Raw genomic sequence first — 15,993 nt, forward strand, 5'->3', positions numbered from 1 at the left:
TGTGTATAAGAGACAGATCCCGGTCGATGCGGAACTGAAGAAGGACACCGACGCGGCGAACGAGGCAATCAGCCTGCGCAGCGTGATGTTGCAGGTATCGAGCACAACGAGCCTCGGCCTCGTCGTCCTCGACGCCTGCCGCAACAATCCTTTCGCGGCGAAGATGCAGCGCTCGCTGGCGCTACGCGCGGCGGCAACGAGCGGCCTCGGCCGCATCGAGCCGGGCGGCAACGTGCTGGTCGCCTATGCCGCGCGCGACGGCACGACCGCGCTCGACGGCGACGGCGGTAATAGCCCGTTCACCACGGCGCTGTTGCACAACATCGAGACGCCGGGCGTCGAGATCACCTTCATGTTCCGCAACGTACGCGACGACGTCATGGAGGCCACACGCAACGAGCAGCAGCCCTTCGTCTACGGCTCGCTCTCGCGACGGGCGATCTATCTCGCGGGCGCGCCGTCTGCGACCGAGCAAGGGGCCACGAAACAGGCAAATGCCGCACCATCGGCCGCGGCAGCGCCGGCGCCCGTTGCATCAGTCATCGACCCTGCGCTGGTCGGCACCTGGGAGATCATGGTGCCGAACGACCGCGGCATGTCGCGCTGGACCTGGCGCATCATGGGCGATGGCACCTACACGTTCCACGCCGAAGGGAGGCGCGCCGCGCCGGCGCATGAAGGCACGATTGCCGCCATGAACGGCCATTGGTCGCTGCACGCCTTGAAAGGCCTCTCGGGTTACGCCGACGCCGGCTCCTATGAGGTCCGCGACGCCACCGCCGTCATCACCGGCAAGCTCGGGACAGGCTACTGGAAGCGCAGCCTGCAGTGAAGGCGCGCGGCCTGCGCGTCGAAACCCCACGCGCATCTCGTCCCTCGACGCACATAGTTAGCAGAGCGTAACGGCACCAATGCTGCGGAATTTTGCGGCGGAAACGGCCGCCTGCCGCAGCTACTATCCTTAACGCCATCTCAACCGCGCGCCATGCCGGTAGAAATGCGGAGTTACGCGTGACCTCCGACGGTTCCTGCACGGAACCCGTCTAACCCGCCCTTTACCCGTCCTATGCAAGATCGCGCACGTTTTAAGGGACTTTGACGGGACACTTTCGCGGAATCTGGGGCTCGTTTGTCAATGCCTGTTGCTGATTTGAAATCTCACCTTGCGGCGGCGGTGCGGCTGTTTCGCGTACCGGCCGACAACCCCGACCTGACGCGCGCCCAGTTCGACGCCTTCTCGAAGCAAATTCCACTGCTCTACTTCATCCTGATCACCAACACGCTCGCGGTGGCCTATACCTATGTGGCGCTCGCCCCGGCCTGGCTGACCATAGTGGTGCCCTCGGTGCTGACCGTGCTCGCGGCGGTGCGGACGTTCTGGTGGCTGCGCCAGCGCCATGTCGTGCGCAGCGATGCGGATATTCTGCGCAACCTGCGCGCTACCAACTGGCTCACGGTTCCGATCGCCGTGGGATTCACCGCGTGGTCCTTCGCGCTCTACCCATACGGCGATCCCTTCGCCAAGAGCCATGTCGCATTCTACATGGCGGTGACCGTGATCGGCTGCATCTTCTCACTGATGCACCTGCGCTCTGCCGCCCTGATCGTCACACTGCTCGTCGATATTCCCTACGTCATCTTCTACTTCGCGACGGGCGAACCGACGCTGATGGCGATAGCGGTCAACGACCTCCTGGTGTCGGGCGCGTTGATAACGGTGCTGTTCATCTATTACCGCGACTTCGCCGACCTCGTCGCATCCCGCAAATCGCTGCTCGCGCAACAGGCGGCGACGCAGGCTCTCTCAGACGAGAATTTCCGCCTCGCCAATCTCGATTCGCTGACCGAGCTGCCGAACCGCCGCCGCTTCTTCGCCGAGCTCGCCAACGCCTTCGGCGATGCCGAGCGCCGGCAGATCCGACTCGCGGTCGGCATCATCGACCTCGACGGCTTCAAGCCGATCAACGACAACTACGGCCATACCGTAGGCGACCGCGTGCTGATCGAAGCGGGCCGTCGCATCCGCGAGGTCTGCGAAGGTTTTGGCGCACATCACGTCGAGTTCGCACGGCTCGGCGGCGACGAATTCGGTCTCGTGGTGAGTGGCGATCCCAGCGACGAGGATCTCGCGGAGATCGGCGCACGCATCGGCGACCGCGTGAAGCTGCCCTATCAACTCGACACGGCGCATACCGGACTCTCCTGCTCGATCGGGTTTGCACTGTATCCGCGCTCGGCGACGGATGCGGAAGCCCTCTACGAATGCGCCGACTATGCGCTCTACCACGCCAAACGCCACGCGCGCGGCCGAACCGTGATCTTCTCGAGTGAGCTGGAAGCGGAGATCCGCAGCCGCGGCGTCATCGAGAACCTGTTGCGCACCGCCGACTTCGATGCGGAGATGGAGCTCGTCTTCCAGCCGATCGTCGATGCCATGAGCGAGCGCACCGCCGGCTTCGAGGCGCTGGCGCGCTGGCACTCACCGCGACTTGGCCTCGTCTCGCCGGCCGACTTCATCCCCGCCGCCGAGCGCATCGGCCTGATCCGCAGCCTGACGCAGGCGCTGCTGGTTCGCGCGCTCGCGGCAGCCAAGACCTGGCCCGACGACATCAGCCTGTCGTTCAACCTCTCGGCCCACGACATCTGCTCGTCCGACGGCATCCTGCCGCTGATCGCGGTGATCGAGAAGAGCGGCGTGCCGCCGCGGCGGATCGATTTCGAGATCACGGAGACCGCGGTCACCTTCGATTTCGTCCGGGCGCAGCAGTCGATCGCCACGCTCAAGGCGATGGGCTGCGGCATCTCGCTGGACGATTTCGGCACCGGCTATTCCTCGCTCAGCCACGTGCATCGCCTGCCGCTCGACAAGCTCAAGATTGATCGCAGCTTCGTCGCCGACGTCAACGACAACCCCGTGAGCCACAAGATCATCAAATCGCTGACGGGCCTGTGCGCGGACATGGAGATCGCGTGCGTCGTCGAAGGCGTCGAGACGCGCGCGCAGCTCGAGAGTCTCCGTCGCCTCGGCTGCGACTATATCCAGGGCTACTATTTCGCAAAGCCAATGCGAAAAGACGCGGTGTCGGGCCATCTCACTGAGGAGCGACAGCGCCTCGGCGACGACGTCGCGCGCGCAAGCGCCTGAGCTCTCTTCGCCGGCAGCGTCAGCGCGGTTTCAGAAGATCGCGCGCAACGATCAGTTTCTGGACCTCGGTCGCGCCCTCGTAAATCCGCAGCGCGCGGATTTCGCGGTAGAGGCTCTCGACGATTTCGCCCTTGCGCACGCCGCGTCCGCCAAACATCTGCACGGCGCGGTCGATGACGCACTGCGCGGTCTCGGTCGCGGTCAGCTTTGCCATCGCAGCTTCACGGGTGGTTGGAAGCCTCTGAACGTCGCGGCGCCAGGCCGCGCGGTAGGTCAGAAGCGCTGCGGCGTCGGTGTCGGTCGCCATGTCGCCGAGCGCGGCCTGGGTCAACTGGAGATCGCCGAGCGTCGCACCGAACATGTGCCGGCTCTGCGCATGCGACAACGCCTCATCGAGCGCGCGCCGCGCAAAACCCAGGGCCGCGGCGGCGACCGAGGCGCGGAAGATGTCGAGCGTCTGCATGGCGAGCTTGAAGCCGCCGCCGGGCGCACCAAGCCGACGGCTTGCGGGGATCCGGCAGTTCGTAAAGCGCAACGTCGCCAACGGATGCGGCGCGATGACGTCGATGCGCTCCGCAATGCCAAAGCCGGGATCACTGGGGAAGACGACGAAGGCCGAAATGCCGCGAGCACCCGGCGCCTCCCCGGTTCGCGCGAACAGCGTGTAGACGTCGGCGATGCCGCCGTTCGATATCCAGGTCTTCTCGCCGTCGATGACGTAGTCGTCTCCGTCGGCGCGCGCTGCGCAGGACATGGCCGCAACGTCCGACCCCGCCTCCTTCTCCGACAGTGCGAAGGCCGACAGCCATTCGCCCGATCGAACCATTGGCAGCACGGCCTGGCGCAGCTCCGCCGAGCCGCCGAGCGCGATCGCGCCGGAGCCGAGCCCCTGCATGGCGAAAGCGAAATCGGCAAGCCCATCGGCATAGGCGAGCGACTCGCGCGACAGGCAGATCGAGCGGGAGTCGATCGTTGTCGCGTCGCCATCAGGCGCGGCAACGGCGCAATCGAGCAACCCCGCCTCGCCCATCGCGCGCACGAGCCTCCGGCAAGCGCCATCGACGTCGTCGTGGTCGATTTGGCCAAGGGTCCCCGACCGCACGAAACTGTCAAGGCCGTCGCTGATCGCATGATGGCGCGGCTCGAAAAACGGCCAGTCCAGCCATTCACGCCTGATCACCTTGGCAACGGGGCTCATTTTGAGATCTCCTGCGCGGCCACCGCTGCGGCACGGGCGAGATTGGTTTCATATTGGCCCTTGGCGGACAGATATTGCTTGGGCCAGGTGACCTCGGTGATGCCGATGCGCGCGGCTTCGTGCAGCGTCCAGGCGGGATCTGCCAGGTGTGGCCGCGCAATGGCGCAGAGATCGGCGCGTCCCGCGGCGAGGATCGAGTTGGCGTGATCGGCCTCGGAGATTGCTCCGACCGCGATGGTCTCAATGCCAACCTCGTTGCGGATCAAATCGGCGAACGGCGTCTGGTAAAGGCGTCCATAGATCGGCCTGTCATCCTTCCAGACTTGGCCCGATGAACAATCAATGACGTCCGCGCCCGCTTCCTTGAACAGCACGGAGAAGATCGCCGCATCGGCCGGCGTGTTGCCGCCTTCGGTCCAGTCATGGCAGGACAGCCGCACCGATGTGGGACGATCGGAAGGCCACACGGCGCGCATCGCACTGAACACCTCCAGCGGAAAGCGCGCACGATTGTCGTGACTGCCGCCGTATTCGTCGGTCCGCCGGTTGGTCAGCGGCGACAGGAAGCTCGACAGCAGATAGCCGTGCGCGCAATGGAGCTCCAGCCACTCGACGCCGGCCGCGGCCGCGCGACGCGTTGCCGCAACGAAATCGTCGCGCACGCGATCCATGTCGCCGCGATCCATCTCCCGCGGCACCTGACTGTGGGGTAGGTAGGGCAGCGAGGACGCGGATATCAGCGGCCAATTACCTGACGCCAGCGGCTCGTCGATGCCCTCCCATGCGAGCCTGGTCGATCCTTTCCGTCCGGAATGGCCAAGCTGAATGCCGACTTTGGCGTGTCCGAGGCCATGGATCAGATCGACGAGGCGGCGCCACTGCGCCGCTTGCGCATCGTTCCAGAGGCCAAGGCAACCCGGGGTGATCCGCGCATCGGGCGAGACGCAGGTCATCTCGGCAAAGATCAGCCCTGCACCGCCCATGGCGCGCGCGCCGAGATGGGCAATGTGGAAGTCGTTGATGAGCCCATCCTTTGCCGAATACATCGCCATCGGCGAGACCATGATGCGGTTCGCAAGGCTAAGCCCCCGCACACGGTGCGGCGTCAGCATCGGCGGCGGCACGCGCTCGCCGTCCTTGACGGCGATGCCTGACCGCGCGGCAAACCAGCGCTCAAAGCCTTCCAGCCAGGCGCGATCGCGCAGGCGAAGGTTCTCGTGGCTGATGCGCTGCGAGCGCGTCAGCATCGAATAGAAGAATTGCGGCGGCTCGAGCGTATCGGCATAGCGCCGGCCGACCACCTCGAACCATTCCATGGCGTTGCGCGCCGCGTTCTGGATGCGGGCGACGTCAACGCGGCGCACCTCCTCGTAGGCTTCCAGCACGGTTTCGATCTCGTCGCGGCTGTGGCCGTGGCGATCGAACTGGTTGGCGAGCTCGATAGCGTCGTCGAGCGCGAGCTTGGTGCCCGAGCCGATCGCGAAATGCGCGGTGTGCGCGGCATCGCCCATCAGCACGACATGCGACCGGCCGTTGAACACGCTCCATTTGCCGCAGATCAGACGGCTGAAATTGAGCCAGGCCGAGCCGCGCAGATGGCGGGCGTTGGTCAAGAGCTTCGCACCGTCCAGCGTCTCGGCGAAGAGCTTTTCGCAGAATTCGATCGAACCCTGCTGGTCGAGGTCGCCAAGCCCATGGCCGTTGTAGGCTTCTTCCGTGGTCTCGACGATGAAGGTCGAGGTTTCACTATCGAACTTGTAGATATGCGCCTGGAACCAGCCGTGTTCGGTCCTGCGGAAGTCGAACGTGAAGGCGTCGAACGCCTTCTTGGTACCCAGCCAAATATAACGGTTCGGCCGGATCACCATGTCAGGCCGGAACTGTTCGGCGTAGCGGGCACGGATCCTGGAATTGACGCCGTCGGAAGCGACGATCAGGTCGGCGTCGGGGAATTCGAGATCGGACTCGACGTCGCGCTCGAAGACGAGCTCGACGCCCAGCGCCTCGCAACGCCGCTGCAGGATGTTGAGCAGGTGCTTGCGTCCGATGCCGATGAAGCCATGGCCGGTCGTGCGCTGACGCGTCCCCTTGAAGACGAGCTCGATGTCGTCCCAGTGATTGAAGGCGTCCTCGATCTCGGCCGCGCTTTCGGGATCGGCGATCCGCATCGCCTGCATCATGGCGTCGGAGAACACCACGCCCCAGCCGAACGTGTCGTAGGGCTTGTTGCGCTCGACGACGGTGACGACGTGCTCCGGGTTACGGCGCTTCATCAGGAGGCCCAGATAGAGCCCGGCCGGTCCGCCGCCGATACAGACTATGCGCATGATCCCTCGCTTTCGCGCGCCGCGCCGTGTGGAGAGCTGCAAACTCTTTCAAACCCGGGATGCAAATTATTTTAAGTATAAAATATTTCGTCGGACCACGAGTTGTCAAGGCGCCAGGGACCTGCAGCCCGCACATGCCTGCGGCCGGCCGAAAAGCGGTGGTTTGTTAATGGCTTGGATTGTCCCGGCGATGCCAATGGTAAATCGCAGCCCATGGCGCAGAGAAGCGACTATCTCGACAAACTGGTCACGCTCCCGGTGTTTCACCACGCGCCGATGCTCGCGCTCGGCGCCGACAAAGCGCCGAGCGGGAGCTGTTCGAGCCGGAACCCGACATGAACGTGCTCGGCGTCGGCTGCGGCAGGGCCGCGATCCTGCCCTACCTGCCGCAGGTCAACTATACGGGCATCGACCTCAACGAGAAGCACATCGCCTTTGTCCGCCAGCGTTATGGCGAGGCCCGCCGCTTCATCGTCGAGCCCCGGATTTTCAACGATCAATCGCACATTCCGGCTGCCTTTTCGCACGCGATGTCCCCTGCGCGCCGAAACCGGACATGAACGTCACTTCGTCATTGACTCGCGTGATGCATCTGCAGCTCCGCAATTCGATTGTCGGCGCGGCGAAGCCGCCGACAAAGCTCGCGGTTGATATTCTGCATCACCATCACATACGCGTAGATGTCAGCCTTGTAGTACGCGTAGAGTTGTCGAGCCGAGAGCTCGTACAGCAGGGTTGGGCTCTGCGCGACGATGGTCGCTGATCGGTTCTGCATCTCGATAAGCGTCATTTCGCCAAAAAAGTCACCCGGTCCAAGACTCGCCATGCGAATTATGCGCCCCGAGCCCCCGAGCTTGCTCACCACGAGTTCGCCGGAGTGAACAACGAACATTGAGCGGCCCGGTTCTCCTTCCGCCACCACAGTGGCACCGACGTCGAAGTGGCGCTCGACCAGCATTGAGACCAAGAGATCGCAACTCGCGTCTGCGAGTCCACCGAAGAAGGGTGTGGCAAGCAAAAACGCTTTCAGATCGGGCGAGCTGACAGCCATCGAGAAAATATACTCCCGCTCCCAGCGGTGGCAAGCGGGCCACACCCGACGGGACATCTTTGCAATAATTATCGCGCGGGAGCGTGGGGCCGCCGATCAAGCAGGCAGACCAGCCTGATCATTGTGTGAGTGGCAGAGTAATTCTCCCCACTTATGGCGCTTGAAATTCCACTTTTCGTGACGACCGACCGTCCACGGCATGCCCAGGATGGTCGGCCGGCGCCGAGACGTTGACGCTGCTGCCGCAGGCCGGAGGGAGGGCGCAGTGATAAAATTGGGGAACTTGTCACGATCCTGGATTTGCATCGCCATGGTCTGTCGGTGAGCGCCCTCGCCCAGCAACTTGCTGTCGATCGAAAGACGGTCAGGGCCTACATCGCCGGAGGCCTGGAGCCGCCGGTTTACAAAAAGGCGGCACCAAGGTGTTCTCGATGGTGCTCGGCTACTCACTGGCTGATCTGGGCGCTGCAAATGGTCCTTCGCTGTCATCTCCGGACATGGAGATCGCTTAATGTGCGGGCGCTTTCTTCGCCCGTGTCAAAGGCGAGCTCGAATGGAAGCCAATATGCCTGTCGTCGTGTCGATGATGGTTACGGCCTGCTCAATCTTGCCTTGGCCCAACGGATATTTGGTACACCGCTCGGATATCTGAACTAACCGTCTTCTTTCGCTGATCAGGATCGTGCTGCTCGTGTCGACGGCAAACTTGACGATATCCCGCATTGGATTTTTGTCGCCAAAGTCGGTCAGATCTTTCTCCATCGTGATCAGATACTCGTAGCTTGCCAGTTCGTCGGAGATCTGAAGAAGTTCCCGGATAGTCGAGTTGACACAGTCAGCGTCCCCGCTGGAAACATCGGGGCGCTTTACGGTCGCGACAAGGTCATTCATGAGGTTGGCAAAGAGCGGCCTAAGGCTCTCCGCCTGCCTGAAATCGCTCTCGGACAGGACGCCCGCACAGCACACACTGGGTAGGAACAGCCCAAGCCCCAAGCTTGCCGCCAGCATCTTTCGGTGCGCTCGCGCCGGGAACGAAACTCTCGTGGTGCCGATCAGCCCGTGCATCCCGCTTGGTCCTTCCCCTGCCCCCTTATTGTTAGATGGTTGTTTCTGTGCAAAGATCGGGCATCGTCGACTTCAGTTCACACTTGCTTTGCGTGCAGACATGTCGGCGTCTGAACCGCTCCCAAAGCCGGAGCATAGGAGCATGACCGACGGGCCGCAACGGGCGTTTCGCGCCGCGGCCCTTGACCGGGCTGCGTCTCCCGAGCAGCTCGATCATCTCGTTGTTATCACCAAGCCCGCTGACTGGATTCTTGCCTTTGTGCTGTGCGTTGCACTTGTGGCGGCCGTGCTGTGGGGCATTTTCGGGCGCGTGCCCACTCGCGTCTCGGGCGAAGGAATCCTGATCGGCAGTGGCGGTAAGGTCGTCGACGCCGTATCCGCCGCTGCCGGACGGCTGCAGTCGGTCGCAGTCACGGTGGGCGATCACGTCAACAAGGACCAACCCATCGCCCAGATCGTTCAAACCGAGATCCAGCAAAAGCACAACGCGGCCACCGAGGTCTTTCATGAACGCCAGCGGGAGCACGCCGATCGGGTGTCGAAAGCTGAAAGCGAGCTCGCCGCCAAGAGCCAAAACTTTGCAAAACTTGAAATCGCCCTGCAACAGGTGATCAAGGCAACGAGCCAGCGTATCGAGTATCTCACGGTCGACGTCAAAAACCTGGAGGATTTGCTGGCCAAGGGATACACGACGCGGCGCAATCTGGAAGAGCGACGCCAGGAGCTGACCGATGCGCAACAGCGCCGTACTGACGCTCAAAACGAGATTTTAAAGTTGCGGTCGCAGAAGACGGATCTGGAAACGGAGCGCGGGCGCGAAATTCAGCAGTCGGAGTTTTCCCTCAACGAGGCCCGGCGGCAAATGAATGCCGCCGCGGAACAGCTGAGCCAGAACACCCAAGTGATCAGCCCGATGGACGGACGGGTTTTGGAAGTGAAGATTTCGCCCGGTTCGGTGCTAGCCATCGGCACACCGGTGATTGCGATCGAAAGCGAAGGCGCCAAGCTCCAAGCCGTCGTCTATGTTCCCGCCGAACGGGGCAAACAGGTCAAGCCTGGCATGCAGGTGCAACTCGAGCCGAGCACGGTGAAGCGCGAGGAATTTGGCATGATGCTGGGCAACGTGGTCAGCATCTCTGATTTCCCGATGACGCCTCAAGGCATGGCCGCGCTGCTGCATAACGAAAGCCTGGTTTCACGTTTCTCGCGCGACGGTGCACCTTACGCCGCGATGGTTACGCTCGATGAAGACGCCTCCACTGCAACCGGATATCGATGGGCCGTTGGCGAGGGGCCGAACATTCATCTCACGAGCGGAACGTTGGCGCGGGCCGAGATCACAACGCGCCGGCGGCGCCCCCTCGATCTGGTGATACCCCTGCTAAAGCACCTCACGGGAATTGATGGATAAGCCCTCTCCAAACCAGCCAACCAGCGAGCGCGGCCGGCCCAAATCTTACGTCAGCCGCATGGCGAGCTGGTTGCCGCGCCGACGTACCCGGCGGACACCCATCCTACTGCAGATGGAAGCCGTCGAATGCGGTGCGGCAGCGCTTGGCATCATTCTCGGTTATTACGGTGCGTGGATTCCGTTGGAGGAGCTTCGTGTCGCGTGCGGCGTATCGCGCGACGGCAGCAAGGCCAGCAACATCATCAGAGCGGCGCGCCGATACGGGCTGACGGCGAAGGGCTACAGCGTCGAACCTCCGGCACTTGCCGAGATTCCAACGCCTTGCATCATTCACTGGAACTTCAACCATTTCGTGGTCCTGGAAGGAATTGATAGGAAGCACGCCTACATAAATGACCCCGCGAGCGGGCGTCGGCGGATCGATCTGGTCGAGCTTGACCTCGCCTTCACCGGCGTTGTCCTGGCGTTTGAACGGGGCGAAAAATTCGAGAAGGTTGGCAGCAAACCAAAGGGCATAAGCCTGCTCATGCGGGAACTGCGCCAATCAAAGGAGGCGGTGGTCCTGCTGGTCGTTGTCAGCGTGGCCGCGGTCCTGCCCAATATTGTTGCCGCAGGATTCTCAAAAATCTTTGTTGATGAAATTTTGATCCAGCACACGCGCAGCTGGCTTGCGCCGCTCCTGATCGGCATGGCGCTGACGGCTGCCTTGCGGGCCATTCTGACCATCACACGCCAATCGCTGCTATTGCGGCTGCAGACCAAGCTCGCCGTCGTGATGACCAGCCGCTTTCTGTGGCGCCTCATGACGCTGCCGCTGGAATTCTTCACCCAACGCCACGCCGGCGACATTGCAAGCCGTATTGCAGCCAACGAACAGATCGCCCGGCTGCTTTCAAGCGGCATTGCCGCCAATGCACTCAGCCTGATGTCGGTGGTCTTGTTCGCCGCCGCCATGGCCGTCTACGACGTTGGCCTGACCGCGCTTTGCGTCGCAATCTCTTTGATAAATGTTCTTCTCCTGCGGCTCGTCGCTTCACGCCGCCAGGAACTGAGCTATCGGCTGGCGCTCGATCAGGGAAAGCTGCTCGGGGCGACCGTGAGCATGGTGCGGACTATCGAAACCATCAAAGCAAGTGGATTGGAAGACGACGCCTTCGGCCGGTGGGCCGGTCTTCAAGCCAAAACCCTCAACGCCGAACAGAGGATCGGCGCCTCCGCCATCATATTGGACATGGTCCCGACCCTGCTCTCGGGCCTCATGGTCGCAGCGATTCTTGGTGTCGGAGGCTTGCGGGTCATTCAGGGCTCCCTGACACTGGGGAGCCTCGTGGCCTTCCAATCCCTAGCATTGAGTTTCTCCGAGCCTTTCGTCAACCTCGTGAACTATTTCGGCGGCCTGCAAACCATCAAGGGAGCGCTCGAACGGCTCGAGGATGTCTACCGATACCCGCTAGCGCCGCAACCGCCAACACAGGCGGGTGCCTTGCCGCCGAAGCTTACCGGCCGACTCGAACTTCACAACATCAGCTTCGGCTATTCGGTGCTCGAACCGCCGCTTCTGGCGGATCTTTCGCTGGTGATCCCTGCCGGTTCACGCGTGGCACTCGTTGGCGTGTCGGGCAGCGGAAAATCAACCCTCGGCAAACTGATCTGCGGATTGTACAAACCCTGGTCCGGCGAGATTCGTTTTGATGGATGTAGGCTGACGGATGTCCCTGCGGACGTTTTTGCGAACTCCGTCGCCTATGTCGACCAGGACGTCTTTCTGTTCGAGGGAACCGCGCGTGACAATTTGACGCTCTGGGATTCAACAACCGATGAGCGCCACCTCCTGACGGCGGCCAAGGACGCACTGATTCACCAAGACCTTGCGAGCAGACCAGGCAACTATGACTGCCACGTCAATGAAGGCGGCACGAACTTCAGCGGCGGTCAGCGTCAGCGCATCGAAATCGCCCGAGCTCTGGTTTGCAATCCTTCGATCCTTGTCTTGGACGAAGCGACGGCTGCACTTGATCCGATCACAGAAAAATCCATCGACGACAACTTGCGGCGCCGAGGCTGCAGCTGCATCATCATCGCCCACCGCCTGAGCACGATACGCGATTGCGACGAAATCATCGTGCTCGAACGCGGTCGCATCGTTGAGCGCGGCACGCATGAAGAGCTTCTTGCGCTTCAGGCCTCCTATGCCAATCTGGTGGCGCGCGAATGACGGATCGATTTGTCAGCGAGAATTTCGTTGGGCATCAACGCGAGGTGCCGATCGGTCTGTTGCACCGGACTGCGCTCGACGCGCGTCGCCCGATGCTTCTCAGCGACCACGAACACGTTCTTCAAGTGGCAGCCGGTCACGTCGATTTGTTTGCAGTTCAGCCGACAGGCACGCGCCAGCATTTATTTCGTGTCGAAAACGACGAATGTATTCTGGACCTGCACAATGCCTGCGAAACCTCGGGCAGCCGACTGCAAATCATCGCCGTCGGCCCCCCTGGCACTGCGCTTTTGGAGGTGCCGCGCAGTGCAGCGTCCTTTGGTCCTGTGTCTGGCTGGATTACCCAGTTGGCGACGTTCATGGTCCGCTCGGCGGCAAACGAAGCCATTTCCGAGCTGGTGAGCGGTGAGGCGATTGAACTGCACCCGGGCGAGCGCCGTCGCGGTCCGATGCGGGACCTCTTGTGGGCGCACCTCGAAACCGGGACAGCAAAGGTCATGAACCTCGGCTCGAGCTTCACTCCCGGGCAGCCACCCTTCCCTTTGACCGGTGGGATGTGGGTGGAAGCCGGCGAGCACGGCTGCAAATTGCGTCTCGACCCGAACCCGCCAGATGCCCTGGTTCTCTGGTCCGCGATTGATCGATTCCAGGTGGCAGTTATTGCCCATCTCGAGCGCAGCCTGGCAGAGGGCGTCATTCGAGAGCGGGAACGCCTGGTCCGCCGCCGCGAACTCACTGTGTCGCAAACGCTCGACTCGTTTGAGCGGCTCTCTGATGTCGTGGTCAGAAAAGCCGATCGTGCGCAATCCGAATGGGACCCGGCAGACCCGCTGCTTTGCAGTTACCGCGTTGTCGGAGAAGAACTGGGAATACCGGTTACGCTTTCGCAGCGCGCTCAACCCACAAGACAGGGCTTCAGCGAAATTCTGGAGATCGCTCGCACAGCCCAATTGCGGATCCGCCGTGTGCTCCTGCGCGATGTCTGGTGGAAGACCGATGCTGGACCACTCCTCGGTTGGCACGGAGACGAACGCAGTCCAGTGGCTCTGGTCCGCAGTCGGGGGAACACCTACACGATGTTGGACCCAAAGGTTGGAAGACGCCGCTCGGTCGATCGCTCCGTTGCCGGCGAGCTCAAACCGGAGGCCATCACTTTCTATCCAGCGTTGCCGTCCCGCCCGCTCCAATATCGCGATCTGCTTACCTTTGCGATGCGAGGCGTTTCCGGCAGCATCACGCGCATCGCGTTGGCTGTTATGGTAATCGGGCTACTGTCGCTGATGCCGCCACTGATCACCAATGTCCTGGTCAATTCGGTTATCCCGCGCACCGAGATCGATCAGCTCGTTGTTTGTGCGCTTGCGCTGACGGTCACCGCTGTGGCAATCGCCAGTCTGCAGATGATGCAAGGACGGGTCACGTTGAGGCTGGAAGGTCTGCTCGACTATAAGCTGCAGGCCGCGCTGATCGACCGACTGCTCCGCCTACCCACCTCTCTGTTTCGCGAATATACAAGCGGCGATTTGGTCGATCGCGCCATGGGCATCGACGCCACTCGCCGGATCTTCACCGGACGTGTGCTGGGCGGCTTTACGGCCTCGTTCTTTTCTCTCTTCAGCATTGGGCTGATGCTCTACTATGACCTCCGACTGGGCAGCATTGCACTGCTGCTCACGATGATCAGAGCGGCTGCAATTCTTGCCACGAGCGCCGTGCGACTCTACTACGAAACCAAGCAATTCAACCTGCAAGGCAAGGCCAGCGGCTTTGTGCTGCAATTGATTGCGGGAGTCGGCAAGCTGCGCGTGGCAGGCGCAACGGCGCGCGCGTTAGCGCGATGGTCGCAACAATTTGCCGTACAGAGGCGCTATTTCATCGCCTCGCAGCAAGCGGCCAACGCGCTGAGCACCTTTGATACCGCCTTTCCGATGCTGGCGACATTGAGCATCTTTGCGCTTGCCTCCTACACAAACAGCCACGTCCTGCTCGATCTCGGCGCTTTTCTCGGCTTTCTGGCAGCGTTCGGACAGGCCACGGCCGCGATCGGCAGTTGGGCCTCGAGCGTCAGCGAATCACTGGTGGCGATTCCTCACCTCAGCCGACTGAAGCCCGTGATTTCCACCCCTGCCGAGATCTCAGAGGAACGGCGATCGCCCGGAGAGCTATCCGGAGAGATCGAACTTTCCGGCATCGTCTTCCGCTATATGCAAGGCGGGCCGAAGGTCCTGGATGACATCAGCCTAAACATTGCGACGGGTGACTACGTCGCGGTCGTCGGTCCCTCAGGTAGCGGGAAATCGTCGCTCTTTCGTTTGCTGCTCGGTTTTGAGCGGGCGGAAGCCGGCACGGTGTTTTACGACGGCAAGGCGCTCAACACGCTCGACATCAGCGCCGTGCGCCGGCAGCTTGGGGTGGTGCTGCAAGATACCAAGCTCGCAACCGGAAGCCTTTACGAAAACATTTGCGGCGGCGTTGATTTGCCGCTGGAGAAGGCGTGGGAGGCCGCCCGCCTGGCGGCGCTGGATGCCGACATCGCGCAGATGCCGATGGGAATGCATACGCTGGTTGCGGAAGGCGTGACTACGCTGTCGGGCGGTCAGCGGCAGCGACTATTGATCGCCCGGGCTCTTGCGCGCTCACCACGGATTCTTCTGTTTGATGAGGCAACCAGTGCGCTCGACAACCAAACCCAAAGCATCATCGGCACCTCGCTGGAACGATTGAGCATCACGCGGATTGTGATTGCGCATCGCCTCAGCACCGTGCGCAATGCAGATCGTATTGTCATGCTCTTGCGCGGCAAAGTCGTGCAAACTGGAAGCTACGCAGAGCTCATGAGCGTTCCGGGTCCGTTTGCGGATTTTGCCAAGCGGCAGTTGCTTGAACCCGGTCATCGCTAGTCTATCGGCGGGGCGGGCGATGATCCTGAGGCATCATGTGCAGCATCACAGTCCTACGACTGGGATTGTAGCGAACGAAAGCGCGTTTTTGCGAGAGCACTCAATTGCAAAGTAGTTTCCAGAGTTCTGACGCCAAGATCAATTGTGTGGCGCTCTCTGGGCATCGACACCGTGTCGAGACCTCTTGCCGTAGTTCATTGCGCGAGGGTTCTTGTGTCCATGAGAATTCTCGATTGAAATGAGTACCCGCACACCCCTCGGGAGCAGCCCGTGGAGTGTGCGGGCATTGCCGACTTAGCTGATGGATCCAGCCTGGACCCCGGTGTTCGACTGACCGCCGGCCACCTGGACAACGGAGCCGCCGATAGCAACACCGGTCTGGTTGAGCGAGTTGTTCTGAAGAAGAGTCTGGGTCAACGTCGGGATCGAGATCGAAGCGACATTGACAGTACCACCAGCCACCGCCTCGAGGTCCGTATCGATGAGTTCACGCATCATGATGATTTATCCAAAGTGTTTGCATCTGTGAACAACATCTGGCTCGAAGCGAGCCAGTGCCTCACTGCTCGTGTAGATGCCTGAGGACGGATTTTTTATCTGTGACAGAAATCACGTGGCGCCCTACAGCGGCTCTCGGACGTCAAGCTGATCCCGGATCATTCGAAGACGCGCCTGTGGGCG

Annotated in this window: 11 protein-coding genes and 1 pseudogene; 7 read left to right on the forward strand and 5 right to left on the reverse strand. The window is 61.7% G+C overall.

Annotation, left to right across the window (positions count from 1 at the left end; genetic code table 11):
* A partial coding sequence (locus Q2941_RS46770) for a caspase family protein (RefSeq protein WP_458196835.1) occupies positions 1–832 on the forward strand: 832 nt, incomplete at its 5' end.
* Positions 833–1,135: 303 nt separating this feature from the next.
* Positions 1,136–3,145: a putative bifunctional diguanylate cyclase/phosphodiesterase gene (locus tag Q2941_RS46775; RefSeq protein WP_458196836.1), complete on the forward strand. Its 2,010-nt coding sequence runs from the start codon at positions 1,136–1,138 to the stop codon at positions 3,143–3,145.
* Between the two features lie 19 nt (positions 3,146–3,164).
* Here the strand turns inward: Q2941_RS46775 and Q2941_RS46780 are convergent, their stop codons facing one another.
* The gene (locus Q2941_RS46780) at positions 3,165–4,343 is read right to left on the reverse strand and encodes an acyl-CoA dehydrogenase family protein (protein ID WP_458196837.1); all 1,179 of its coding nucleotides are present in this window, start codon (positions 4,341–4,343) and stop codon (positions 3,165–3,167) included.
* Positions 4,340–6,670 carry a bifunctional salicylyl-CoA 5-hydroxylase/oxidoreductase gene (locus Q2941_RS46785; protein WP_458196838.1) on the reverse strand — a complete coding sequence of 777 codons (2,331 nt, stop codon included), beginning with the start codon at positions 6,668–6,670 and terminating at the stop codon, positions 4,340–4,342. The genes Q2941_RS46780 and Q2941_RS46785 overlap by 4 nt, the downstream gene beginning before the upstream one ends.
* A gap of 335 nt (positions 6,671–7,005) precedes the next feature.
* Here Q2941_RS46785 and Q2941_RS46790 point away from each other — a divergent pair, with 335 nt between their 5' ends.
* Entirely contained in the window at positions 7,006–7,230 is a 225-nt protein-coding gene (locus Q2941_RS46790) for a class I SAM-dependent methyltransferase (protein WP_458196839.1), read from the forward strand.
* Positions 7,231–7,241: 11 nt separating this feature from the next.
* Here Q2941_RS46790 and Q2941_RS46795 read toward each other — a convergent pair whose 3' ends face one another.
* Positions 7,242–7,721 carry a Crp/Fnr family transcriptional regulator gene (locus Q2941_RS46795; RefSeq protein ID WP_027525799.1) on the reverse strand — a complete coding sequence of 160 codons (480 nt, stop codon included), beginning with the start codon at positions 7,719–7,721 and terminating at the stop codon, positions 7,242–7,244.
* 273 nt (positions 7,722–7,994) lie between these two features.
* On the opposite strand from Q2941_RS46795, the pseudogene Q2941_RS46800 reads away from it, so the two are divergent.
* Positions 7,995–8,136 (forward strand): annotated as a pseudogene (locus tag Q2941_RS46800) (IS21 family transposase); the annotation flags it as partial.
* 122 nt (positions 8,137–8,258) lie between these two features.
* Here the strand turns inward: Q2941_RS46800 and Q2941_RS46805 are convergent.
* A complete protein-coding gene (locus Q2941_RS46805; protein ID WP_027525800.1) occupies positions 8,259–8,786 on the reverse strand; it encodes a hypothetical protein in 528 nt (175 codons plus the stop codon).
* Between the two features lie 142 nt (positions 8,787–8,928).
* Between Q2941_RS46805 and Q2941_RS46810 the strand changes: the two genes are divergently transcribed.
* Genes Q2941_RS46810 through Q2941_RS46820 form a run of 3 tightly spaced genes read left to right on the forward strand, consistent with a single transcriptional unit; the run spans position 8,929 to position 15,312 of the window.
* Entirely contained in the window at positions 8,929–10,197 is a 1,269-nt protein-coding gene (locus Q2941_RS46810) for an NHLP bacteriocin system secretion protein (protein ID WP_027525801.1), read from the forward strand.
* Positions 10,198–10,255: 58 nt separating this feature from the next.
* Positions 10,256–12,412 (forward strand): NHLP family bacteriocin export ABC transporter peptidase/permease/ATPase subunit, encoded by a 2,157-nt coding sequence (locus tag Q2941_RS46815; RefSeq protein ID WP_027525802.1) that lies wholly within the window; start codon positions 10,256–10,258, stop codon positions 12,410–12,412.
* A complete protein-coding gene (locus tag Q2941_RS46820) occupies positions 12,409–15,312 on the forward strand; it encodes an NHLP bacteriocin export ABC transporter permease/ATPase subunit (RefSeq protein WP_035663769.1) in 2,904 nt (967 codons plus the stop codon). The genes Q2941_RS46815 and Q2941_RS46820 overlap by 4 nt, the downstream gene beginning before the upstream one ends.
* Before the next feature lie 294 nt (positions 15,313–15,606).
* Here Q2941_RS46820 and Q2941_RS46825 read toward each other — a convergent pair whose 3' ends face one another.
* A complete protein-coding gene (locus Q2941_RS46825; protein WP_458196840.1) occupies positions 15,607–15,810 on the reverse strand; it encodes a hypothetical protein in 204 nt (67 codons plus the stop codon).
* Positions 15,811–15,993 lie beyond the last annotated feature (183 nt).

It is taken from the genome of Bradyrhizobium sp. UFLA05-153 (assembly GCF_054185185.1).